At 66.4% G+C, this 21,179-nt stretch carries 22 protein-coding genes; 4 read left to right on the top strand and 18 right to left on the bottom strand.

Annotation, left to right across the window (positions count from 1 at the left end; all coding sequences use genetic code 11):
* Positions 1–60: 60 nt before the first annotated feature.
* From ACFWIA_RS08045 to ACFWIA_RS08120, 16 genes are all read right to left on the bottom strand, one after another.
* Positions 61–1,497: an ATP/GTP-binding protein gene (locus ACFWIA_RS08045; RefSeq protein WP_387001548.1), complete on the bottom strand. Its 1,437-nt coding sequence runs from the start codon at positions 1,495–1,497 to the stop codon at positions 61–63.
* On the bottom strand, positions 1,494–3,020 hold the full coding sequence (locus ACFWIA_RS08050; protein WP_387001550.1) for an SCO6880 family protein: 1,527 nt from the start codon (positions 3,018–3,020) through the stop codon (positions 1,494–1,496). The genes ACFWIA_RS08045 and ACFWIA_RS08050 overlap by 4 nt, the downstream gene beginning before the upstream one ends.
* A 3-nt stretch (positions 3,021–3,023) precedes the next feature.
* Complete coding sequence (locus ACFWIA_RS08055; RefSeq protein ID WP_387001551.1) at positions 3,024–4,763, bottom strand: hypothetical protein; 1,740 nt, start codon at positions 4,761–4,763, stop codon at positions 3,024–3,026.
* Positions 4,744–6,051 carry a hypothetical protein gene (locus ACFWIA_RS08060; protein WP_387001553.1) on the bottom strand — a complete coding sequence of 436 codons (1,308 nt, stop codon included), beginning with the start codon at positions 6,049–6,051 and terminating at the stop codon, positions 4,744–4,746. Before ACFWIA_RS08060 ends, ACFWIA_RS08055 begins: the two co-directional genes overlap by 20 nt.
* A gap of 3 nt (positions 6,052–6,054) precedes the next feature.
* Entirely contained in the window at positions 6,055–6,393 is a 339-nt protein-coding gene (locus tag ACFWIA_RS08065) for a hypothetical protein (RefSeq protein ID WP_387001556.1), read from the bottom strand.
* Positions 6,394–6,441: 48 nt separating this feature from the next.
* On the bottom strand, positions 6,442–7,419 hold the full coding sequence (locus ACFWIA_RS08070; protein ID WP_387001558.1) for an NlpC/P60 family protein: 978 nt from the start codon (positions 7,417–7,419) through the stop codon (positions 6,442–6,444).
* A gap of 9 nt (positions 7,420–7,428) precedes the next feature.
* Complete coding sequence (locus ACFWIA_RS08075) at positions 7,429–7,908, bottom strand: hypothetical protein (RefSeq protein ID WP_387001560.1); 480 nt, start codon at positions 7,906–7,908, stop codon at positions 7,429–7,431.
* A gap of 621 nt (positions 7,909–8,529) precedes the next feature.
* Positions 8,530–9,117 carry a hypothetical protein gene (locus tag ACFWIA_RS08080; RefSeq protein WP_387001561.1) on the bottom strand — a complete coding sequence of 196 codons (588 nt, stop codon included), beginning with the start codon at positions 9,115–9,117 and terminating at the stop codon, positions 8,530–8,532.
* 50 nt (positions 9,118–9,167) lie between these two features.
* Positions 9,168–10,280 (bottom strand): DUF2637 domain-containing protein, encoded by a 1,113-nt coding sequence (locus ACFWIA_RS08085; protein WP_387001563.1) that lies wholly within the window; start codon positions 10,278–10,280, stop codon positions 9,168–9,170.
* Positions 10,280–10,699, bottom strand: coding sequence for a DUF6195 family protein (locus tag ACFWIA_RS08090; RefSeq protein ID WP_387001565.1), 420 nt, complete (start codon positions 10,697–10,699; stop codon positions 10,280–10,282). The genes ACFWIA_RS08085 and ACFWIA_RS08090 overlap by 1 nt, the downstream gene beginning before the upstream one ends.
* The gene (locus ACFWIA_RS08095) at positions 10,696–11,052 is read right to left on the bottom strand and encodes a DUF4326 domain-containing protein (protein WP_387001566.1); all 357 of its coding nucleotides are present in this window, start codon (positions 11,050–11,052) and stop codon (positions 10,696–10,698) included. Before ACFWIA_RS08095 ends, ACFWIA_RS08090 begins: the two co-directional genes overlap by 4 nt.
* Positions 11,052–11,774, bottom strand: coding sequence for an ATP-binding protein (locus ACFWIA_RS08100; protein ID WP_387001569.1), 723 nt, complete (start codon positions 11,772–11,774; stop codon positions 11,052–11,054). The genes ACFWIA_RS08095 and ACFWIA_RS08100 overlap by 1 nt, the downstream gene beginning before the upstream one ends.
* A gap of 2 nt (positions 11,775–11,776) precedes the next feature.
* A complete protein-coding gene (locus ACFWIA_RS08105) occupies positions 11,777–12,079 on the bottom strand; it encodes a hypothetical protein (protein ID WP_387001571.1) in 303 nt (100 codons plus the stop codon).
* A 551-nt stretch (positions 12,080–12,630) separates the two neighbouring features.
* Complete coding sequence (locus tag ACFWIA_RS08110) at positions 12,631–12,993, bottom strand: hypothetical protein (protein ID WP_387001573.1); 363 nt, start codon at positions 12,991–12,993, stop codon at positions 12,631–12,633.
* Between the two features lie 55 nt (positions 12,994–13,048).
* Complete coding sequence (locus ACFWIA_RS08115; RefSeq protein ID WP_387001575.1) at positions 13,049–13,636, bottom strand: WhiB family transcriptional regulator; 588 nt, start codon at positions 13,634–13,636, stop codon at positions 13,049–13,051.
* 97 nt (positions 13,637–13,733) lie between these two features.
* On the bottom strand, positions 13,734–13,934 hold the full coding sequence (locus tag ACFWIA_RS08120; protein ID WP_387001577.1) for a hypothetical protein: 201 nt from the start codon (positions 13,932–13,934) through the stop codon (positions 13,734–13,736).
* A gap of 573 nt (positions 13,935–14,507) precedes the next feature.
* Here ACFWIA_RS08120 and ACFWIA_RS08125 point away from each other — a divergent pair.
* From ACFWIA_RS08125 to ACFWIA_RS08140, 4 genes are all read left to right on the top strand, one after another.
* Positions 14,508–14,963 (top strand): transcriptional regulator, encoded by a 456-nt coding sequence (locus ACFWIA_RS08125; RefSeq protein WP_387001579.1) that lies wholly within the window; start codon positions 14,508–14,510, stop codon positions 14,961–14,963.
* A 291-nt stretch (positions 14,964–15,254) separates the two neighbouring features.
* On the top strand, positions 15,255–15,794 hold the full coding sequence (locus ACFWIA_RS08130) for a hypothetical protein (protein WP_387001581.1): 540 nt from the start codon (positions 15,255–15,257) through the stop codon (positions 15,792–15,794).
* Positions 15,795–15,800: 6 nt separating this feature from the next.
* Complete coding sequence (locus ACFWIA_RS08135; protein ID WP_387001583.1) at positions 15,801–17,033, top strand: MAB_1171c family putative transporter; 1,233 nt, start codon at positions 15,801–15,803, stop codon at positions 17,031–17,033.
* On the top strand, positions 17,030–17,647 hold the full coding sequence (locus tag ACFWIA_RS08140) for a hypothetical protein (RefSeq protein WP_387001585.1): 618 nt from the start codon (positions 17,030–17,032) through the stop codon (positions 17,645–17,647). Before ACFWIA_RS08135 ends, ACFWIA_RS08140 begins: the two co-directional genes overlap by 4 nt.
* A 360-nt stretch (positions 17,648–18,007) precedes the next feature.
* Here ACFWIA_RS08140 and ACFWIA_RS08145 read toward each other — a convergent pair whose 3' ends face one another.
* Complete coding sequence (locus ACFWIA_RS08145; RefSeq protein WP_387001586.1) at positions 18,008–18,241, bottom strand: hypothetical protein; 234 nt, start codon at positions 18,239–18,241, stop codon at positions 18,008–18,010.
* A gap of 1,271 nt (positions 18,242–19,512) precedes the next feature.
* Positions 19,513–21,159 (bottom strand): recombinase family protein, encoded by a 1,647-nt coding sequence (locus ACFWIA_RS08150; RefSeq protein ID WP_387001588.1) that lies wholly within the window; start codon positions 21,157–21,159, stop codon positions 19,513–19,515.
* Positions 21,160–21,179: the final 20 nt, after the last annotated feature.

Consider the following 21,179-nt stretch of genomic DNA (forward strand, 5'->3'; position numbering starts at 1 on the left):
AGGGAACACGCTCCGAATCTGATTGCAAGGAGTAGGCGGGAGAGAGGCGCTGGTCCTTGCTCATGCGGCGTCCGGGGAGGTGCTGGTCAGGTCCGACATCGAGCCGGAGGAGAAGCACAGGTGCTGCTCGGCTTGGACCAGGAGGTGTTGGACGCCGGGGTAGATGACCTCTCCGACCTTCCACAGCGCGATTCCGCGGCGCAGGCGCATGATGTGCTCCGCCGTCCAGGACGGCAGGCCCAGGCGGGACACGGTGGCCTCCGCCTCAGATTTCTTCTGGCTGTAGATCACGATGGTGTCGGCCATCTTCAGCGCCGCTTGGGTCTCCGGGCTGTCGTCAATGTCCGACAGGTGGTGGACGATGAAGATGCAGCTCAGCCCGTAGCCACGGGCGAACTTCAGGAACTTCTCCAGCAGGCGGGCGAGTTGAGGGGTGCCGAGGATGTGCCACGCTTCCTCGCAGACCAGGATGCGCTTGCGCTGGGTGTAGCGGCGGCAGCCTGACTCCGGGTTGGGGCCCAGTTCCCACGCGCCGGAGTTCGCGTCGACCACGACGCGTTCGTGCCGACTCGGCTCCGTCCCGCACTCGCACCGCGGGCGCAGCCAGACCTCTTCGAGGAACACGCTGATGACGGCGACGAGGATGGTCATGGCGACGCCGCCGGACGGGACCTTGGTCAGGTCGACGACGATCATGTCGGCGTCCAGGTCCACGCCGAGGCTGGTCGGTCCGTCGAGCATGCCGGTGAGGTCGCCGGTCGCGTCCTGTTCGCTTCCGCAGAGCCTGTCCAGTACGTAGGACGCTTCCAGCCCGTCACCGAGAAGTTCGTCCCGTGTCCGCTGCTTGGCCGCGGCGTCGGACTCTTCCGGTGAGCGGAGCGCGGCGGCGACGTCCGCCAGGACCGGCGTACGGCCGAGGTCGCCCGCCCGCTGGTGGGCCCGGCGGATCGCGATGCGCAACGCGGAGCCGGCGAACTCGTCCAAGGTCTTACCGAGGCCGAGTTCCACGATCGTCCGGACCAGTTCGATCTGCCGCTTGCCCGCGATGGCGGGGTCCATCGGGTTGATGCAAGAGGCGTCGCGCCCGCCGCCGGGTGCGAACTTCACTGGGGCTTTGCCGGTCAGCGATCGGCCGAGCGCCGCCCACTCGCCCTCTTCCCGCTCCTTCTGTTCCTTGGTGTCGAGCACGACGACTTGACGGCCGAGGCGGATCTGTCGCGCGGTGTACGTCTTGGTGAGCGCCGACTTCCCCCGTCCCGTGTCGCCCATCACGATCATGTTCCCGCCCGGCAGGCCATCGCCGAACGCCGAGAACGGGCAGTAGATGAACGCCTTCCCGCTGTAGAGCTCCCGGCCGATGATCGCGCCCGCGGTGCCGAGCGTCGGCGGCGCGATCGGCAGGTACAGGGCTTGGCTGGTGGTCGTCGCTGTGTAGAGCGGACGGCGCACCGTCTCGTACATCGGGGACAGCGGGGCGAGGTCGAGCAGATCAGTCACTTGATGCCTCCGGCCAGGGGAAGGGTCGTGGCGAAGGCGCGGGCGTGTTCGAGGTCGAGCCATTCGATCCGGAGGTGAGCGTTGCGGGCACGGGAGGCGGTGGTGCGCTTCGTGCGCTCCAGCTCCTCAGCACTGCGCGAGGAGATGGTGACATAACCGACGACGGCGGAGCCGGCCGCGCCCGACGAGGCCAGGGCCATGCCCCGCGAACCGGTCGCGTTCGCCGCGATCTGGTCCCTGGGGTCGATGTTCTTGCCCCGCTGGCGGTTCCGGTGCATCTCCGCCTGGTTGTTCGTGTCCTCCGCGAGCATCCGTTCCACGGCCTTGTCGTTCGGCTCAAGCTGCTGCGTGATCGCGATGGTGCGGATGACGTCGGGCATCCCGATGAGCAGGGGCGAAAGGAAGTCGGGCCCGACCGGCGTGCTGGGCCATCCGACGACGGCCGCGGTGGCGTGGACCCAGGTGTCGGCTGAGCCTGCGGCGCGGGTGGCGACGTACGTTCCGTTGCGGACGTCGACGTTGCGCGGGAAGGAGTGTGCCTGCGGAAGGTCCGTGTCCCAGATCGCGTGGTCCGGGTCGTAGGCGTTGCGGATGAAGGCGGCCATGCGGCCCTCGTCCAGAGGCGCGATCACCGAGAGGTCGGCGTCCTCCGCGCGGGACCACAGCTCTTCCAGATACGCGGCCATCGCGGCGGCGACCCCTTCGTCACCGGTTCCCCGGGCCGCGCCTTCGGCCGCCAGGTCGCGGGTGAACTTCGCGTGGATGGTGATGTAGTAGCGGTGCTCCTCTGCTGAGGTCGATACCGCGTTGGCCAGCACGTCGTACGAGTCCTTCAGCCACTGCGGAGCGTCGGCCGTCGCCGCCGACTCGTCGCGCTGGGCGATGAAGCGCTGATGCGCGTAGGGGTCCGACTTCATCTGCCGGGCGAGGACCTGAACCCGCTTGACCGGGTGCTCCTCGACGTTGCCGAAGGCGTCAAGCAGCTCGCCCCAGCGCTCCAGGGCAACGACCTGTTCCCCCACCTCCTTGCCGCCCAGTCCGGGGGAGGCGATCTCCAGAGTGGCCGTGACGCAGCCGGCCTCCGGCTGGAGGACAACGACGGCCTGCTGACCGCGGACCGTGACGGGCACCCACGTCATACCCGCGACGCCTTCCGGCTCAGCGAGAGCGGCATCCGGAGGGGTGCCGTCGCGGCCCACGCCGGCCTCGAAGGCCGGGGACACCCACACACCACCAGTGCGGCGGAGCGCCTTGCGGTGGTAGCGGTTGATCCTCCACCAGCGGTAGAGCGTGCGCCGCTGGGACGTTCCCTTCGGCCGGTACGGGGCGTAGACGACGACGAGGGCGAGCACGATCGGCAGGACGAGGCACGTCGCGGCGACGGCCGTCACACCGCTGAAGAGGTAGCCGAACAGGATGCCGGTGGCCGCACCGCCACCGAGCACGACCTGTTCGCCGAGGTCGCGGCGGCCGACCAACCCCGTGGGGCGGTGCTTTCCGAACTGATACGTACGAGTCGACATGGGTCACTGATCCTTGCTGGGGGTCGGCTGGCCGGGTGTCTGGCCGCCCGACGTCCGCGACGGCGGCGTGGGCGTGACCGAGGGCCCGGAGCCCGAGGTGGTTCCTGATGCTGAGGAGGGGGAGGAAGGTGCCGGTACTGGAGACGGCCCGGTGGAGGCCGGAGCCTGCGGCGAGTACGGCTGTGCCGTCGGTGCCCCGCCGGTGCCGGCCGGGGCACCGGACGCTGCGTGGCTGCTGGCGGAAGACCAGTCCGGAGACGAACTGACGACCGGATCGGAAACCGCTCCCTCTTGGCGGGCAGCGGCCGGTGCGTCGGACGCTGCGTGGCTGCCAGCGGAAGACCAGTCCGGAGACGAGCTGACGACCGGGTCGGAGGCTCCCCCTTCCGGGCGGGCGGCGGCCGGTGCAGCAGATGATCCGGCGTGGTCGTCGTTCCCCTGCTGGCCCTGAGGCTGTTCCGAGCCGACGCCACCGCTGGCGGCCTCCGCGCCCTGCATACCGGGGGAATCCGCGGCCTTGTTCTTCACCATGTCCGCGCCGGCCTTGGCCACGGCCACCCCTGCGGCGACCGGCCCGGCCGCTGCCGTTCCGCCGCCCATCTTGGCCCCAGCTGCCTTGGCACCGGCCGTCTTCGGGCTCCCGCCGACCAAGGAGTCCTGCACGTGGGAGTTGATCGCACGGTTCGCGTGTTGCCCGGGACCGTCGATCGCAGCGGCCGGCCCCGAGGACTGGGCGGTCTTCCGGTCGTGGTGGAGCTGGGCCATCTCGTCGCCAAAGGCGGGCACCCACTTGTAGAGCGTGGCGCTCGCGAACACGGCGAGCAGGAGGATCAGCGCGCCGACCAGCGTCCTGGAGACCGCGTCCGACATGCTTCCCGACGTGTCGCTGAGGATCGCGCCACCGAGGCCCAGCAAGGCGAAGAGCACGGGCTTGCTCAGGCCGATCGCGAAGATAGCGCCGAACCACTTCTTGCTCTTGTTCCACAGATCGCGGTCGACAAGTCCGGCGTTCACGATGGGGCCGAGCGCGACGGCTACGTAGATCGCCGCGCTGCGGATCAGCAGCTCGACCCACATCAGCAGCGCGCCGAACATCATGACGAGGTTGACGACCAGGAGTACCCCCACGCCCTCCGTGGGGGTCGCTGCCATCACTTTCAGGATGTTCTCCAGGAAGGGCTTGAAGTTCGCGGTGGCGTACGGCTCGAACACGGCCGTGACCTCGTCAATGGCCGTCATCAGCAGGGCAATCGCACCCGGCGTCATCGCGTTGACCACGAACTGGAGCAGCAGGAAGCCGATCGCCTCGGAGACCGCGGTGGTCACGGCCACGCCGCGGACCGCCCGCTTGGCCACAGCGATGAGCCACAGGGCCACGGTGAGCAGACTGGAGGCCGCGAAGATGATCGCGTACTGCTTCAGGAAGCCCGGCGACGTGAGGTCGATCTTCGTCGTGTTCTGGATCAGCTCCAGCATCTTGCGCAGGAACCAGATGTTCGCCTCGGTGAGCTTTTGGAGCAGAAACCCCAGCGGGTCCTTCACGAAGTCGATCGCGGCCTTCGCCTCGCACACCAGTGGGATGTAGCAGAAGGGATTGGCGACCGCGGACGGGATGAACAGGAACCCGATGATCACGTTGACCATGGCCACCGTCTGAAGACGGGCCCGCCAACGGCCGGGGGTCCGGGTACCCCGCTCGATGGTCAGCAGGCCGGGGGCATCGTCACGCAGTCGCAGGCGCATTGCCAGCACCCCCCACGCTCGTGAAACTGTCGGCGGGGTCCGCCTCTTGCAGGGCCGGCGGCGACGGAACGAGGGGATCGTTGGGCGTGACGGCCGTCGTCTTCCACGTCGAGCCGTCCCAGACCAGGTCCACCGTCATCCGGAGGAAGGCGACCTGTGGGCGCTGCGTCTCGTCCTTACCCGCGACTCCGCCCACCGACGCGGTCCACAGCTCGATGCTCGCCGCCTGCTCGGAATAGGAGATCGCGCGGGTTCCGAGTGCTGCCGTCCGCGTGATCAGTTCACTGCCGTCGGCCATCTTGCCGTCCGCCCCGACCCCCCGGTTCTGCACGACCAGGCGGGCCATCGAGTCCGCGTTCGACCTGACCGCGCCCAGCACGCTCGGAGCGGCGGTGGCCGTCAGCATCCGGTGTCGCCAGTCCTCATCGGTGAAGAACCGTGGATCGCCGTAGAGCATGGTGGCGCTGACAGCGGCAGCGCGGGCACCTCGCTCGTTGTGCCCGTACGGCGCCGGGAACCCGTCCTGGTTGGCCGCGCCGCTCAGGAGGGGGTCCTGTGCCGATGCCGGGACGTAGTCGGAGAAGTCGCTCGCGACGTTGGACGCCTGCCTCACATCGATCGGGGCGACCAGTCCGGCCCTGGTCGAACTGTCCTTCAACTTCCAATCGTTGGATTCCCAGGTGAGCGTGACCGTCACTGATTCGAAGCCTGCCTTCGGCGTCGCGTCGCCCGCCACGCTGCCGCGGATCGTCGTCGTCCACAGCCGGACCATGGCCTCGTTGGCGTCGAAGCCCAGAACACGGGCGGAGAGCACCCCAGTGCGGGCAATGGCCTGCTGGGCGGAGACCTTGGATCTGTCGCCCCGGAGCGTGGCAGCGGCGCGATCGGCAGTCAGATCTGCTTTCTTCTTCACCGCGCCCGCGCTATCCCGGGCAGTCATGACCGACACCGCGCGGTGGCGGGCCCCCTTGTCCGTGAGGAAGCCAGCACTTCCGCTGGCCGTGGTGTAGTTGGCCGCTGCTGCCTTCGCGCCGGCCTCCGTCCGCGGGTGTCCCACGGGAATGCCGTGCACCTCACGTCCACGTTCTCCGATCACCTGCGGGGCCGAGTGAGCGGGCGATGACACCGAGGGAGAGGGACCGGGCGGGTTGCCCGTGGCGAGGGTGACGATCAGTCCGGCTGTGGTGACGACGGAGACTCCACCGGCGGCGATGCCCCAGAGCCGCGCCGACGGCTGATGCTCTCCGGCTGTCGAGGAATCGTTCCTTCTGTTGAATCGGGGAACCATGGGTCACACACCCATGCCGTAGGTGATGCCGAAGATCGTTCCGAAGCTGGCCACGAGGAAGACGCATGCGAGGCCGCCGACCATCATGCCCTTGCCGCGCGAGCTGTCCATCGTGCTGTGGCCTTCGCCGAACCAGCCCTTCGACTTGCCGACGCCCGTGAGGAATGCGCCGGCCCCGACGACGAGGACGACGGCGGCGATGACACCGAGGATCACCTTCGCCGTGGAGCCGAGCTTCCCGAAGGGGCCCCAGTCCGGCTTCACGCCGGACACGACGTCAGCCCCGGCGGCGAGGGTCGTGTGCAGGGAGGGGTCAGCGGCGGCAGACAGCACGTAGTACATGTTGAGTTCCTTGATGCTCTGTTTGTGAAATGGGATATTTTGTGGCGATTAGCCGATGTGCCGCATCGCGATGATCTGCGGCTTCCAGTAACTGAGCGGCTTGATCCGCACCTGAACGCCCGTGCGCGGAGCGTCGATGACCTGGCCGTCGCCGATATACATGCCGACGTGCTCAGGACCGGCCCTTCCGGGGACGGTGAACAGCAGGTCACCGGGCACGAGCTGGGAAACGCTCTTGACGGCCGTCCCGGCGTGGACCTGGTCGTAGGTCACCCGCGGCAGGTTCACCCCTGCCGAGGCCCAGGCCATCTTCGTCAGAGAGGAGCAGTCACAGCCCCCCGCACCCTGGTACGGGGGGACACAGGTCCCGCCCCACTGGTACCAAGTCCCCAGCGCAGTCTTCGCGGCGGCGATCGCACGCGCGGCACCCTTGCCAGCCGGGACATCCGGCCCCACGGCGTCCGCCCACTTCGCGGCCAGCTCACGGATGACCCGCACATAGTGACGGGTCTCGGGGTACGGAGGGACGCCGCCATACCTCAGCACGGCGCCGCCGCCAGCGTTGTACGCGGCGAGCATGTTGTCCGTGGAGTCCCCCGGCACGCCTTTGACTTCCTTGGCCAGCGTGCAGTTGTACTTCGCCTGCGCGGCGATGGCATCGGCCGGGTTGAGGATGTCCTTGATTCCGTCGCCGTCGCCGTCCACGCCGTGTGCTGCCCAGGTGCCTGGCATGAACTGTGCGATCCCGCGGGCACCCGCGTGCGACTTGGCGTTGGGGTTGAAAGCGGACTCGGCGAAGAGCTGGGCCGCCAGGAGTGAGGCCGTGACCTGCGGACACTTGCCCGCGTGCTTGTTGACGAGTTCGCGGACCCAGCCGGGGACCGGAGCGTCCGTCGAGATGCCGCCACCCGGGCCCGTCTGTTGAGCGGAAGCGCTGTCGGCGCCGCCGAACGTGGTCAGCAGGGCGACACCCGACACCATCGCGGCGGTGAAGAGCCCAAGGCCGGCTTGTGTGCTCTTGTTCATCGCGCCCCGTCACGCCCAGGGCAGTTCGGTGACGCGCCAGCCCTCGGAGGTGTGCTCCAGACGGAGGGCGAGGTGTTCGTCGCTTCGCCGTTCCTGCCCGGACTGCGGGGCCGTCGTGAGGGTGTAGCCGACGCGGGCCAGAGCGGAGGACTCCGTCACGGCTGGTGCACCGCCGGGGACCACAGCAGAGGTGATCTTGACCGACAAGCGGGCCTTCTCGGCGCGCAGTGCGGCCCACGCGCCATCCTGGCTCGGCCGTTTCTGGCTCAGGACGCCCACCAGCTCGCCCGCTGCGAACTTGGCCGCGCGAGCGCCAGCGTCGGCGTACGAGCGGTCCTTGCCATCGCGGGCGTCGTGCTCGGCGTAGGCCGTGGTGAACGCTCGCGCTGTTCGCTCGACAGCGGCGGGCAGGGCGGTGCCGGGCGGCGGCGCGGGGCTCTCTGCTCTCGGTGCGGTCGTTGCGGTGACGCCCGCCGAGACGGAGTGCACTTGTTCGCGTGCTGCGGTCGTCGACGGACCGTCCGTCGAGCTGGAGCACCCAGTCGACAGGGCTGCCAGCGAACCGGCTATGCCGATAGCGGCAGATATAGGTATGAAGCGGGTGGATCGAGGCATGGGGGGCTACAACCTTGGTGCAGGAGGGATTCGAGGGATCGGGTGTTGCGGCCTCGTGGAGGTCGGGACCGCAAAACACCCCTTCGCGGAGGGAAGGGGGAATCCCTCCCGCGGGCTAATACCGGCGACTGTCGGAGAATTCGGGGAATGAACCAGGGCGCATAGAGCCCAATTCATCGTCCTTTTTGCACGGGGAGTTCTCGGTGAACCCTTCGAGGTGGGCGCACACTTCCGTGTACGCCTTCAGCCCGTGGCATAGTGCAGAGAAATGGGTGTGGCTCAAGCCGTTACTCATATCAAGGCCATCACCCCCTCTCGGAAAAGGGGACACGGCGCGCGAAGCCCCCACCCGTCCGAAGTGCCTTTTGGCATCGGCCGTGCCTGAATCCTCGCAGGGGTGCGCGGACAACTCGAATCACCAAAAAAGCTGGAACCTAATTCCAGGAATTAGGTTCCAGCTTCTCGGCTGAGGAAGACATTCCAGTCTGTTCGGCCCTACAGGGTGGTACGGCGCAGGTGTTCGATCGCTACGCCGAGCCAGGGCGCGGCGGGCCCTGTAAGGAGCAAGGGTGCGCACACCGTGTATGAGAGCACGACTTCGGAGCGCCCCAACGTGACCCCGGAGAGAAGGGAGTGGTCGAACGGTAGCCAGGTCGGCGAGCCGGGTGGCCTGAGCCGTATCCCTGCGGAGGTCAGCATGAGGCGAGCAGGCGTGTGGTCGCGCCACCGCGGTTCGGCGGCGGCCTCCGCCTCTCGGTGCCGCCGCGCGTTGAGCCGACGGTTGGGCACCCATCGCTGGCCGAACGACGGGTGGTCCTCGACGTACCCGGTCGATCGCGGGTACGGGTAGACGACTTCGGTTCCGTAGAACCGGGCGGCCGAACACATCACGTCCGCGAAGGCGATCTCGCCCTCGGTCAGGTGGAGGTCCGCCACCTGAACCGGTGCGAGTTCGCCCCCGCTCTGGAGGTACAGCGCGAGCGTGGACGCTGCCTGCACACCATCGGGGCGGACCCCGCCCTCCCCGCGGCTCCTGCGGCGTCGCCACATGGTCTTTCCTTCCTGGTCAAGAGGATCGTTCACGGCCGCGGTGGGGAGAAAAGACACCGGCCGTGGGTGTCTACGAGAGGAGATCACCAGAGGACGCTGGAGGAACCGGCGGGCGCTTTCGCGGTCGCGTCCTCCTCTTCCTTCAGCCGGGCCAGAAGGACGCCCAAACGGTCGTTGCTGATCGGCTGCTGTGCGCGGACTGCCTCTTTGACCGCCTCACGGCTGATCCGTCCGGCCTGTTCGGAAGCGGCCCGTGCGATCGGCAGCAGTTCTTCCAGCCACTCGTCATCGGCCTCCCGGTCCTGGGGGACGTCGGTGTCGTCCGGGACGGGCGACTCCTCGCAGTCCGGACGGGTGTGGGCCGTCTCCAAGACCGAGGTCCCGGCCATCGCGGAGCCCGGCGTCACTGCCCCGTGGTCCTCCACCCAGGGAGGCAGTCCGTCCGTCTGGTCCGGTTCCACACCCGGGTGGTCCGCTCCCTGGGACGAACGCGCCCCGGAACCATCCGCAGGAGGCTCGCCGCACTGAGCCGTCTGGTGTTTCCGCAGGTCAACGGCAGTCCCGATAGCGCAGTCCGCCGGGGACGGACCAGCCGCGATGCTGTGCGGGGCGGATTCCACCGTGACGTCCAGCGGACGAGCGTCCGGCCCCACCAGGGTGGTGTCACCTGGCAGAACGTTTGTGCGGACCGGTCCCGGACCGCTGCTGTCGCCGTCCCGGACCGACAACTCTGCGGTCCGCGCCATCAGGATGTATAGGTGCACGGAGCCCGCCAGCGCGAGCGGCGCGAGCGTCGACAGCACCCCGACGACGCTGTCCGAGAGGTGCAGCGCGGACTGTCCGGACCGCGGACCGCGGTTCAGGGTGACGGCGTGCAGCGCGTTCGCCCCGAGACTCGCCCCGGTGGCCGCGAGGAAGAGGAACCAGGCGTACAGCCGGGCACCGAAGGGCCTGTGTCGAAGGAGCACGATCGCTCGAACGCCGTACGCAATGAACCCGTCGATGAACACTGGGAAGAGGTAGCTCAAGCTCTCCTGCGCGTGGATCGCGATAGCGATCTGCCGCAGCGCGTCGTAGGAGAAAGCGAAGCCGGCCGCGCCGAGCAGGACGATTGCCGAGCGGTCCCAGGCCGTCATGCCCCGCAGGTTGAACCCGCTCTGCGGTTCTGCCGTCGCCGCTATGTGCGCGTGAGACATCAGAGGTCGCCTCCGTCGCGCGGGTCGATGGACTGCCAGGCCGGGGTCTGAGAGAGCAACTGCCCGAGCTGATCAAGAGACCTCACCTCGTGCACGTGCTGACTTGGGCAGCTCACACACGACACCCGCAGCAGGATGCGCTCGGTACCGCCCTGATCGGTGTAGTACAGCTCCAGGTGCTGACCGCCGACGGTGTCGAGCGACGCGATCGCCTGGAGGTGTTCCTCGAAGGAGAGGAGTCCCAGTACCTCCCAGTCGAGCGTGACCGCCTCGTCCCCCAGAAGACGGCGCGCGTACTTCGTCGCCGCGGTGACGGACCTCGGCCCCCAGGTACGGAAGGCATTCGCCCGGGCGGTAGTGCGTCGCTCCTCCGCCGCCGTGAGGCACTTGGCCGCAGCAACCATGATCGGGTGACTCATCGGGGGCCTTCCAGGAGGTAACGGGTGCAGATCGTGTTGCCGTCGCCGGATTCGTTGGCGAGGCGGAGAAGGACGTCCGCGTGACACGGCACGTCGAGAGGGCACGTGCACATCAGGTCGAAGCCGCGGAGCGCGCGGGCGAAGAGGTCGGCGTAGCAGCGGCCCACCGGCCCACGGAGCGTGGCGGCGAAGAGGTCAACCACCTCGGCCTCAGCCATCGGAGAGCCGAGCAGGGACGGGCCACGGGTTCCCACGGTGAACGGATTCGCGTACCGGCTGCGGGGCCCGACATACGCACAGGCTGTGGACAGGGCTACGGCGTCTCGGGAAGCGCCGCAGAGACGGACAGGCATCAGGCGGCCCTCCCGCCGCGTCGCCGGTCGGACCCGATCATGGGCACGAGGCTGGTCACCATCTCGGCCAGTCGGCTCGCGACCCGGGCCCCGACGAAGTCGCTCAGGTCCGGCCCGTGCTCGTCCCGGGCGGGAAGGTTGGACGTGATGATCGTCGGGAGGCAGCGGTTGTAACGGGCGTTGACGAGCCGGTACGTCACTTCCTCGGTCCACTCCGACGTCTTGGCCGTGCCGAGGTCGTCCAGCAGCAGGTACTGCACCTCGCTCAGCCGCCGCAACTCACGCTCGGCGGCACCCATGATCTGCGAGGGCCGCAGTCGGCCGTACATGTCGGCGGAGTTCACGGTGATCACCTCGAACCGGTCGGGGCCGCCGGCCGCGACCCTCCGGAGTGCGCCGTAAGCCTCGTGGGTCTTTCCCGTGCCGGTCTGACCGGTCAGGAGCAGGGCACCGGCGGCGGCGTTGTCGGCCAGAGCCCGATCTGCCCAGGCCACGACTTCCGGGAGGGTGGCTTCCGCGTCACGGTACCGGGGCGGCGTCGCGGCGCTCCAGCGGCTCAGCGCGTAGTCGGCGCGGGCCCGGAGGTGCCACTGCCGGTCGCCGGGGTTGGTGTCCGACGGGTCGGTGATGTCTTCCGGCACGACCGGTAGTCCTCTCGCTGTGAGTATCCGTTCCATGGCCCGCAGGGATGCGGCGCTGCCCGCGCGCTGGGGGTGGGCCATGATCAGAATCCGTTCTGGTAGGCGCTGGGCTGGGCGGTGTTCTGGAAGGGAACCCAAGCTCCGGGCTGCCGCAGCGGGACGACGTTGGTTCGGGCCGCCGGTTCCGGGGCTTGGTCGGGGAGGTCCGCCCAGATGCGGAGCAGGTAGCGGGCGGACTGTGGCGGCCGATCGGAGTTCCATCGCCGGGCGACCATCTCGACCAGTCGGTCTTGCCCCCATCGGGCCGCAAGGGCTGTTACCCGATCCCATTCCGCCCCGGTCAGTCGCCAGCCGACGACCATTCCGGCCCCGGTCAGCGCCGCCACCAGCTCCCGGGCTCCTTCCGGGACCTCGACCGAATCCTGCCCGGCCGGAACTTCCCGAAGATGTGAATCAGCAAAGCTAGCTTGCTTTTTGGTGGTAATACTCCCGTAGGGAGTATTACCACCATGCGCACGCGATGAAGTAACTTCCGATTCCCCCCGAAGATGCTTCCAACTTGAGGACGCCGCAGGGGATTTCCGGGAAGGCTCTTCTCGGAAGTCCCTGCCGGATTGCGGCGCGCTGGGGCCCGAAGTGGGAAGTTTCATGCCCTCGTGCGCTGCCATACCGTCGGCCGTGCCGCCGAGGAGGATGGAGTACCTGCTGGGGTTGGATGCCCCTCCTCCGCGTTCACGGCTCAGCTCCCCGAGCGATGCCAGGTCACTGAGGCACGTTGTGATCGAGCGGACCGTCAGCCCGGTCAGCCGCGATATCTCCTCCAGGGTCAGGGTCGCCTGCCCTTGGTCGTCGGCCTCCCGGGCGAGAGCGAGTAGGACGAGCCGCGAGCCCCTGCACGCCTTGGACTCCGACCACACCAGGTCCGTGGCTATCTCGCTCATTCGAACTTCCCGTTGGATATCGCTATACGCCGTGCCGGTACGAGACCGAAGGACTGATCGTCTTCCGGGATGTACCCCTTCTGGTGTGGTTCTGGAGTGAGATAGAGCTCGTTGGCCGGAAGGTAGAAGTCGTGAGCGAGCCGCCAGTCCGCAAGGCCGCCGAAAAACCGGCGGACTCTTCGCGCCACTTCCTCTTCCGTCTTACGGTCGAGAAAAATGCGATAGAAATGTTCTTCGAACAGGTAGATGGAACCCCGTCGTGATGGCAAGATTCGTACGAGCACCGCAGTGGGTGCCATCTTCCCGATTTCTTCCCCGAGGCTTTTTCGCGCCGAGGGAGTGAGTTTTTTCTGAGACATGGATGGCTCCAAGGTGCAAGGAAATCCTTGCGAGAGAATCGTTTCCTCGCTGTCGTCAGGCGGTGTTACCGGTTCGAATCGACGGCTTGGCCAGTTCGCTCCGGCACTTCTGACGGTGAGCCCGTGCCAGCTTCAGCAGGTACTCGTGGGTGACTCCGAGCCCCCGTGCAACAGCAGCGGCGTCCACCGCGGGGTCCGCTGCGAACCGGGCGATCACCTCATCCCGCTCGGCCTGGCTCAACGCTGCGGTTGCCCCACGCAGCGCTCGGCCTACAGCTTTCGTGTCCACGCGCTTTTGCCAGCTGGCACGCAGAGCGGAGCGTTCTGATGCGATCAGACCCCCGCGAATGCCGAATTCCTCGTCGTTGCGCAAGGACTCGATCAGGCAGCGGGCGGCGGTCGTCAGCGGGCAGGCCGCGCACAAGTTAAGCGGCCTGACCAGCGAGAGGCCAAGACGCTCCACGGCCTCCATAGGCTCGGACCGTGGGCTGTCCCCGCGCAGAAAGAACATGTCAGTATTCCGCCCGGAGCACTGGGCATTCTCAGCCCAGTGCTTCCCCTGGGTATTCTCGGATTCTCTAATAAGGGGGCCCCAATCGCCCCGCAGAGCCGCCTCAGAGAGGTCGGATATCGTGATTCTCATTTCGCCTCATGGTGCTAGCGGCACGCAGCGCCGTATTGGCCCGGTGCGAGAAAAGGAATCGAGAGTTGTGGAGCTCTCGTCAATGGGGAGGTGTAAGTTACGCGGCTTCGCTGTCGACCGAGATTTCGGTAACAGGCTTAGCGAAGCTGTAGACGCGAGAGTCGCCAGGGGCCGAGAATTCGACGTCGAGGATTTTCCCCAACGTCTCCCACTTCTCGTGGCCCCAGTCCGGCGAAGCGTCGAGTTGCGCGTTCACCCAAGCGTCGATGGAGGCGTCGAGGTCGTCCGCGTCAGCCACGGCCGCCCTCACGCTCCGAGTTGGAAGACGGACGCGTGCGCTGCTGGCCGGCCCGTGGCCTGACCGCTGCTCGGATCGGAACTGAGGCGGGTTCCGCTGCTGAGGTGGATGAGCTGCGGCTGGCTGAGGCCAACCGCCAGGGAAGGGATTGCCTTCGGCATGGCAAGCATGCGATACTCCATGGTTGCTAGGAACGCGTGCGGCGACCTCTGGCTAAGATGTTCCGCTGCTCGCGTAGTAGTGAATCGGCGCCCGTCAGGTGCGCCTGGCCCGGCGTCCAGGAGTTGGTAGCTCCAGGACGCCGGTGCCATTTCTGGCCGTCCTTACGGCACCGGCCCCTCTCTCGTGCCCCGCCCGCCTGTGGTCGGGGGAGGAATCAACAGGGGCCCTCGGGCATTGAGTTGCCCAGCCGCACCCCACCTGACCAGCCTAAACGCACTTTGGTGTGCTTTGAAGCTAGAAATAACGTACACCAAAGTACGCGAAGGTGGAAGGCTAAAGTGTGCCCGGCTTTCCTGAGGGGCCCACCGGCGCACTACAGTGTGTGTATCGCCGCATCCTTGGAGCATTGCCGTGGGAGACTTTCAGTCCAGACTCAACCATCTGTTCGAGACCAAACCGAACCCCAAGACGGGGAAGCGGTTCACGAACGTGGAGGTGGCCGAACTCACTGCGGGCTGGGCGGCTGAGTCGGGCGACTCCGGCGGGAGCATCAGTGCCAGTCTGATCCAGAAGCTCCGCAGCGGCGCGAAGGGCAACCCGACTACCTCGACGGTGAAGGCGCTGGCGGCTGTCTTCAAGGTGCGGGCGAGCTACTTCATCGACGACGAGGAACCCGCCGCTCCGACGGAGTGTGGGTCGGGGGTCACGCGGCGGGACCTGGAGCAGCTGGTCAAGGATCAGGCGGTGCGGAATCTCGCTCTGCGGGCCGACGGTCTGTCTCAGGAGACCCTCTCGACTCTGGCCGGCTTCATCGAGCGTGCCCGGTCGCTGGAGGGCTTGGGGAACGGCAAGGAGTCCAGTGGTTGAGCTTTCTGGTGTCGGGTGCCGCCTGATCTCCAGTCAGATTACGCTTCGGTAACAAACGCCTCATCACCGTAAGTGATAAACGCCCCTCCGGTTCTTGATCTCGCCCCGTGGTAGCGCGGTCGCGCCTAACGTTCCGCGATCCCATCCTGGCTGAGAGTTGCGTCAGTCACACTTAGCCGGTCCGCCGCTCGCCTATGCTGCTGTAGCGAAAACCAGGGGGTCGGAGGGGAACTTCTGAGCGGGAAAAAGATCATGCGTAACTGGCTTCGAAAGGGTAGCCAGGATGGCGGAGTGAGCAGTGACTTCTCTGCTATTGCCGCCACCCTAGAAATACCGGTCCCGTTCACCATCGAGAAGCTCTGTGAAAGCATTGCTTTGAGGCGCGGTCGACCCATTTATATCCATGCCATAGAGCATGAGGGGTTGGCCGACAAGGTTCCATGCGGCGTCTGGATCGCTTTGGAAGATGCTGACCACGTATTCGTGGAAAATGCGACCAGCCCACTGCACCGCGCCCACATCATCCTCCACGAGCTGTGCCACATGCTGCTCGGCCACTCGTGTGTCCCGACCGACGAGCACGAGGTGTCGGCCGGGACGTCCGAACGACGGCGGAGCCTCGCGGAAGTCCTCTCCGTCGAAGAGTGGGCTGGGTTCCCGATCAACCGGATCGTCAGTCTTCTTGGCCGTACGAGCTACACGCACGCCGACGAGAAGGACGCGGAAGGACTTGCAGGCGTGCTCGCCCAGCGGATTCGTCAGTCCGAGGAAGCCGCTGAGAGCCCCGCCGATCCGTTGGCGAGCCACCTCTTGAACGCACTGACCGAGTAGACGAACGTGATCGTAGTCAACCTGGCCGTGTGCGCTGCTCTGTGGGGCATCACGATCTGGCGGGCGCCGGGGGCGTGGAGGAACAAAGGGAAGCGGCCCCTGTGGGCTGCCTTCTTCGTGCTCGCCCTGGAGATGTGCTTCGCCACCGACCCCGCTGCCCGGTGGCTCGACAGGACCGTTGGGGTCAACAGCTTCTCCGCGTTGTTGAAGCACACGGCTGCGGTGATCGCTGCGGCTTTCGTGCTGGAGTTCCTGGCCGACGCTTCCGCCAGCTCACGACTGACCAGGACTGCGAGCGGCCGTCATCCCCTGCGTCCCGGAACCGTGGTCCCCGCGGTCACGCTCGGAGTGATGATCACGTTGTTCGCGATTGCCGAGCGCCCCCGCGAGGCCATCGACCTGCTGACCGCCTACCCCCACGACTCCTTGGTGGTGGCTTACGTTCTGGTCTGGACCAGCTACTTCGGATGGGCCATGCTGACAGCCTCGCGCCTCTCATGGCAGTGGTCCCGTAGACCAGGCCCAGAACATCTTCGCCGCGGACTCCGTCTGATCTGCATCGGTACGAGCATCGGCATCTTCTACGCGGTGCATCGCACCTCCATGCTCTTCTTCGCCCGGTTTGGTGTCCATCCCGTGTCGGCCGAAGCAGACGCCGTGCTGAACGTTCTTCTGGCGCTCGTGCCACTGCTTCTGATTTGCGTCGGGAGCACCATGCCGGCCTACCCGAAGGTGCGGGCTGCGGTGCTCCGGTACCGAAATTTGATCAAGCTCTACCCGCTGTGGGACCACCTCAGCGAGGCCGCCCCTCAGATCCGGTACGGGCGGAAGCGGAACCGCCTGGGCGACGCCCTCGACATCCGCGACGTCCGCGGTCGTCTCTACCGGCGGACCATTGAGATCCGCGATGCCATGCTCATCCTGAACGGAAGCGCGCCCATGTCCGTCCGACTGCGGGCGGCCGATCACGTCGAGGATGCGGGGTTCAGCGGGCGCGCGGCCACCACCGCCGCCGAAGCATGCTGGCTGCGGGCCTCCCGCGAAGCCCACACGGAAGGACTCGCCCGAGCAAGCAGCCCGGAGGCCCCTGCTCAGGCCGGCAGCGACCTCGACAGCGAGGCCCGTCTGCTCCTGGAGCTATCCGACGCCTACTTCTCGGACCTCTCCATCACCTTCGCTTGGCAGCACGTCGAGCGGCTCAGCAACTCCCGTTCCACCCACTCAGGAGCCACCCCGTGACCTTCGCCCCGCCCGCCCCGCCGGCCTTCTCGGACTGCACCCCGGCCCAGAAGGCGGCCAAGGTCATCACGGACATCCTCGCTCCGGCCAACCTCGTCGTCGCCCTGCTCATCATCGTCGGCTGGCACAGCACGCACTCCTGGGCTGGCGTCGGCTGGGGACTGCTGGCCGCGCTCTTCTGCGGCGTCATCCCGATCAGCCTCGTGCTTCTCGGCGTCAAGCGCGGGGAGCTTACCGACAAGCACATACGAGTCCGGCGTCAGCGCGTCATCCCGATGGCCCTCAGCCTCATCTCGGTGGTCACCGGGATCACCCTGCTCTACGTCCTGGACGCGCCCGCCGACGTTTCCGCGCTCGTCGTCGCCATGCTCGTTGGCCTGGTCTCCTCGCTGCTGGTCACCATCGGTTGGCAGATCTCGATCCACAACTCCGTGGCCGGCGGCACCGTCATGATCCTTCTTCTGGTCTTCGGCCTCTGGGCACTCCCGGCCGCGCTCGGAGCCATCGCCATAGGCTGGTCCCGGATCATCCTCAAGGCTCACACCATCGCGCAGATCCTCGCGGGGACCGCCTTGGGCGGCACCGCCGCCCTGGCCTTCGCCCTGCTGCGGTAGCGATAGGACTCCTGCTCGCCAGCGGACTTCTCGAACCCCTCGACCAGCAAGTGGTGCTCCACCTGCCCAACGGGATAGTCCCGGGTACGGTTGGGGTCCCGTAATCCGCCTCGGCCGTACGGGCGTGCGACTATCAAAGCGAGCGCGTGACCGCAGCGGCTTCCCGAGGCGGCGGGCGGCCCTCTCGACAAGTTGCTGGGGGCGGCACTCGCCCGAGTAGCGTCCCCACCAACTTGTCCGTGGGCCCAGTGCGTTTAGACCCCGAGCAGTTAGCTAGCACGACTCACACATGCGTCATCGACCTTGGCCGCGAGCCTCAACTTCAGTGGGTCCCTCACGGTCATCGGGCCCTTCACATCTTCATAGGACCCCGAGCCCAGACATCGTGAGCAGGCACAAGGTCAGTGAGCCTCCAAATGCGCCTCCGCCGACGAGAACGGCCGGAGCCTTCGGGGTTCCTGGAGTGTGTTTGAGTAGGGCCGCCACGATGCCGACGATAACCGAGGCCAGGGCGCAGATGACGACCACCAGCACTTTGATGCCAAGAGAGAGATTCAACGGTCCGAGTACCTTCCTGGTGATCAGACCGTTCACGTACAACCTCAGTCCGACCACCACGTGATGACGTGTGGTCTGACCGAGGCCCACCGACGTTGGGGCTCAACCATTCAGGTGCCTGGCCAAGGCCGCCTGGCCGAACCTCTTTCTTGGACCGCACCGCAGTCTGCGCTAAGGCTGGGGCTCTACCCCTGCCACGCCCCAGCCGTCGGTGCCGGGGCCGCCCTGCGGATTTCTCCTCATCCTCAACTGTAGCGGAACCAGACCGCGTTGCCAGGTCACCCGAGGTCAAGCCCCCGTAGGGCGCGTGACCTGGCGCTGACGTGTACGACGCTTCGGCGGGGGCGGAGGACACCTTCGCCCGTGGGCGCGGGAACCCTCTGCTCTCCCTTCAGGGCAGGTGGTCAGAGTTCATGCCAGGTTGAGACCTTCGGGTGGCCTCGCCCGTCACCTAGGAAGAGCCTTGACATCGGGGCCGGTCGAGACTTGAGCGCCGGGCCTGTGACCTGCGGTTTTGGGAATCCGTTAAAGGATAGCCGGCCCAAAGGTGGTAGATTAATGAATGTCGGGAGGGGGAGTGCTCTTCCCGAAAACACAAGAGGCCCGGCCAGGTGCAAGCTGGCCCGAGCCTCTCGTGCGGTTAAACAGGCCCGGCCGGGTTCCTACAGGCCGGGCCTTCCGCGTAAGCAGAGTGCTCCGCCCCCTCCGGGACTGTCGGGCACACCGTCAGATCATCTGAGCGAGTTGTGCCACACAAGCGTTGGCGCCAATGACAACAGCAGCCACACCGAGCCGCAGCCCCCACTTCTCGGGCGGCGTCCACCTGTGGCGCCCATCGTCATCTTCTTCCATCACTGCCTCCTATCTCTCACTGGCGCCCTGGATGGGCACCGAGGACAGAGGCCCAAGACATGGTGACTGCATGGGCTCATGAGAGGTCGTCAGCGCTCACATCGTACGGGATCAGACTTGTTTCGCCTAACCTCCGCGACGGGTCACCCAATAGGCAACTTTCCGCACGGATTGTTAGAGCATCAGAGTGGCCAAATCGCAACGATCATGGTTGCGATTTGGTCCTCCTCGATCGTTTCATTTCATTGCCGATGCAATGAAATGAAACAGATTGAGGTAGTGGGTTCCAGAGAATTCGGCCGGTAATGCTGTTGTACCTTGAGGCCCGTGACGCCGGCTGCTGGCCGGCGGGGGTGGTCGCAGTCGTTCCCGCTCGGTATCCGTCAGATCTCCCCGCCCCATGTCCGCATCGATGACCCAAGTCCGAAGGGGGAACATAATTGGCCGGGCAAATCCTAGTTCCACACCGGGATGAGCCTCTTGGGATTCGGCGTCTTGTTCCCCTTTTTCCCCGGAAGGACCTGGACGGCGACAAATATTTCGAATAGAACTTTGCGCTTCTGTGTGAGGTCGTATTCGCCGGAGATCCACTTTTTGGCCACGTCGCTGGGTGCCTCATTTTTAGTAGCGGCTGCAAGCTCGAACTTGGCGCGTTCGTTGCGCAGCTTCTTGACTTCCCTCTCCAGGGGAGGTGCCAAGCGATAGAACATCGCATCGGAAACCTCATCGTCCTGCCACTGTCGCTCCAGCTCGGCCAGCTTATCGGCCTTCTGCTGGAGCTTCTTCCCATCAGGCCACGCAGCCTTGACCGGAACGAAAGTGGCCTGGGCCTTCTTCAGCTTTGCCAGTACCAGGCGCTGGAGCTGCTTGTCGACCATGGGGCCGGAGACCGAGTTGCGTGAGCACGACCTGCAGTTATAGACGTACGGACTCCGCTTGCTCTTGGTCGGCGTCCCGCTCATGGGCCCATTGCAGACCCGCGTCTTGATGGCGCCGTCCTTCCCCTCCTCCTCTATCCGGTACTGGCAACGGAGAAGCGTGGAGCCCAGATACTTGATGGTCTTTGGGATTCCAGTGATGCTTGGTGTACCAGACCCGCGGGCAAGGTAGGTGCTACCCGGTCCAAAAGTGGCGCACACTGCACGCCACTTCTCCGGAGTGGTCACGGTCTCCCACTTTCCCGCAATTGGAGAGCCGTCGTCCTCCAGTACGAGTTGGCCCCGGTTCGCGCGATATCCGCAGACGCGTGGAGCGGTCATCATCTGCGTGAGTGTCTGCGGACTAATTTCGACGCCGCGCGTTCCCGTCAAACCTCGCCGCTTCGCTTCAGCGCAAAGAGTGCTCATCGCTTTCCCTTTGATGCGCTCGTCAATCGACCATGCCAGATAGTCTGACTCGACCCGCCGAAGCGTTTCCCGGTCTTCCTCCCAGCCGAACGGCCTCGGGCCGCTGTGCGGCAGGCCGTCGAGAATGCGGTCCCGGTGCCAATCGCGAATTCGACGCTTCTTCTTCAAGGACTCGGCCTTGTTCACCACCGCCATGATGCCGGTCTTGATGATCTCGCTCTCCTCGGTGAGATCCATCGGGCCCGACGGGGTGTAGAAGCGCCTACTCGTGTCAATGGTCAGCGCGTCCACGAAGTCTTCCCAGTCCCGGCTGGTGCGCTGCACCCGGTCTTGGTCGGCGCAGATGACCCCATGGACGGGGTAGCCCTCGGGTGTGTGTCCCCGGTGCAGGTCCCGGAGCATGGCTTGGAAGTCGGGCCGGACCACGTCCCGTTTCGAGGCTGACAGGTCGTTGTCGGTGTACCGGTGGACGATCAGCGCGCCGTGTCGTGCCGCGTTCTTGTCGTTGCGTCGGTGCTGGTTCGCCACGCCCTTGCCCGCCGTCCACGACGAGGTGGCGGCCTTCTTGCGGTTGTGCTTCCGCCAGTCGTCCGAGATGCGGGAGTACGAGAGGAGGAACGGCGTCTCGGGGTGCAGCCGGACCAGTTCCTCCGGAGGGGCGAGCCCGGCGGGCCTGCCGCGCAGTTCGAGGTCGTCCGGTCCTTCGTCCTCGACGGCGGAGAGGGGGGCGGCCGGCTGGCTACGTGCTGTATGCAACTTCTTACTCCTGGTCCGAC

Source organism: Streptomyces sp. NPDC127068 (assembly GCF_042724695.1).
Taxonomy (GTDB): Bacteria; Actinomycetota; Actinomycetes; order Streptomycetales; family Streptomycetaceae; genus Streptomyces.

What these genes read in the sequence shown, in the direction of transcription:
- ACFWIA_RS08050 (WP_387001550.1), bottom strand. Translation starts at nt 3,020, where the DNA reads ATGTCGACTCGTACGTATCAGTTCGGAAAGCACCGCCCCACGGGGTTG.
- ACFWIA_RS08055 (WP_387001551.1), bottom strand. Translation starts at nt 4,763, where the DNA reads ATGCGCCTGCGACTGCGTGACGATGCCCCCGGCCTGCTGACCATCGAG.
- ACFWIA_RS08060 (WP_387001553.1), bottom strand. Translation starts at nt 6,051, where the DNA reads ATGGTTCCCCGATTCAACAGAAGGAACGATTCCTCGACAGCCGGAGAG.
- ACFWIA_RS08065 (WP_387001556.1), bottom strand. Translation starts at nt 6,393, where the DNA reads ATGTACTACGTGCTGTCTGCCGCCGCTGACCCCTCCCTGCACACGACC.
- ACFWIA_RS08070 (WP_387001558.1), bottom strand. Translation starts at nt 7,419, where the DNA reads ATGAACAAGAGCACACAAGCCGGCCTTGGGCTCTTCACCGCCGCGATG.
- ACFWIA_RS08085 (WP_387001563.1), bottom strand. Translation starts at nt 10,280, where the DNA reads ATGTCTCACGCGCACATAGCGGCGACGGCAGAACCGCAGAGCGGGTTC.
- ACFWIA_RS08090 (WP_387001565.1), bottom strand. Translation starts at nt 10,699, where the DNA reads ATGAGTCACCCGATCATGGTTGCTGCGGCCAAGTGCCTCACGGCGGCG.
- ACFWIA_RS08095 (WP_387001566.1), bottom strand. Translation starts at nt 11,052, where the DNA reads ATGCCTGTCCGTCTCTGCGGCGCTTCCCGAGACGCCGTAGCCCTGTCC.
- ACFWIA_RS08100 (WP_387001569.1), bottom strand. Translation starts at nt 11,774, where the DNA reads ATGGCCCACCCCCAGCGCGCGGGCAGCGCCGCATCCCTGCGGGCCATG.
- ACFWIA_RS08110 (WP_387001573.1), bottom strand. Translation starts at nt 12,993, where the DNA reads ATGTCTCAGAAAAAACTCACTCCCTCGGCGCGAAAAAGCCTCGGGGAA.
- ACFWIA_RS08115 (WP_387001575.1), bottom strand. Translation starts at nt 13,636, where the DNA reads ATGAGAATCACGATATCCGACCTCTCTGAGGCGGCTCTGCGGGGCGAT.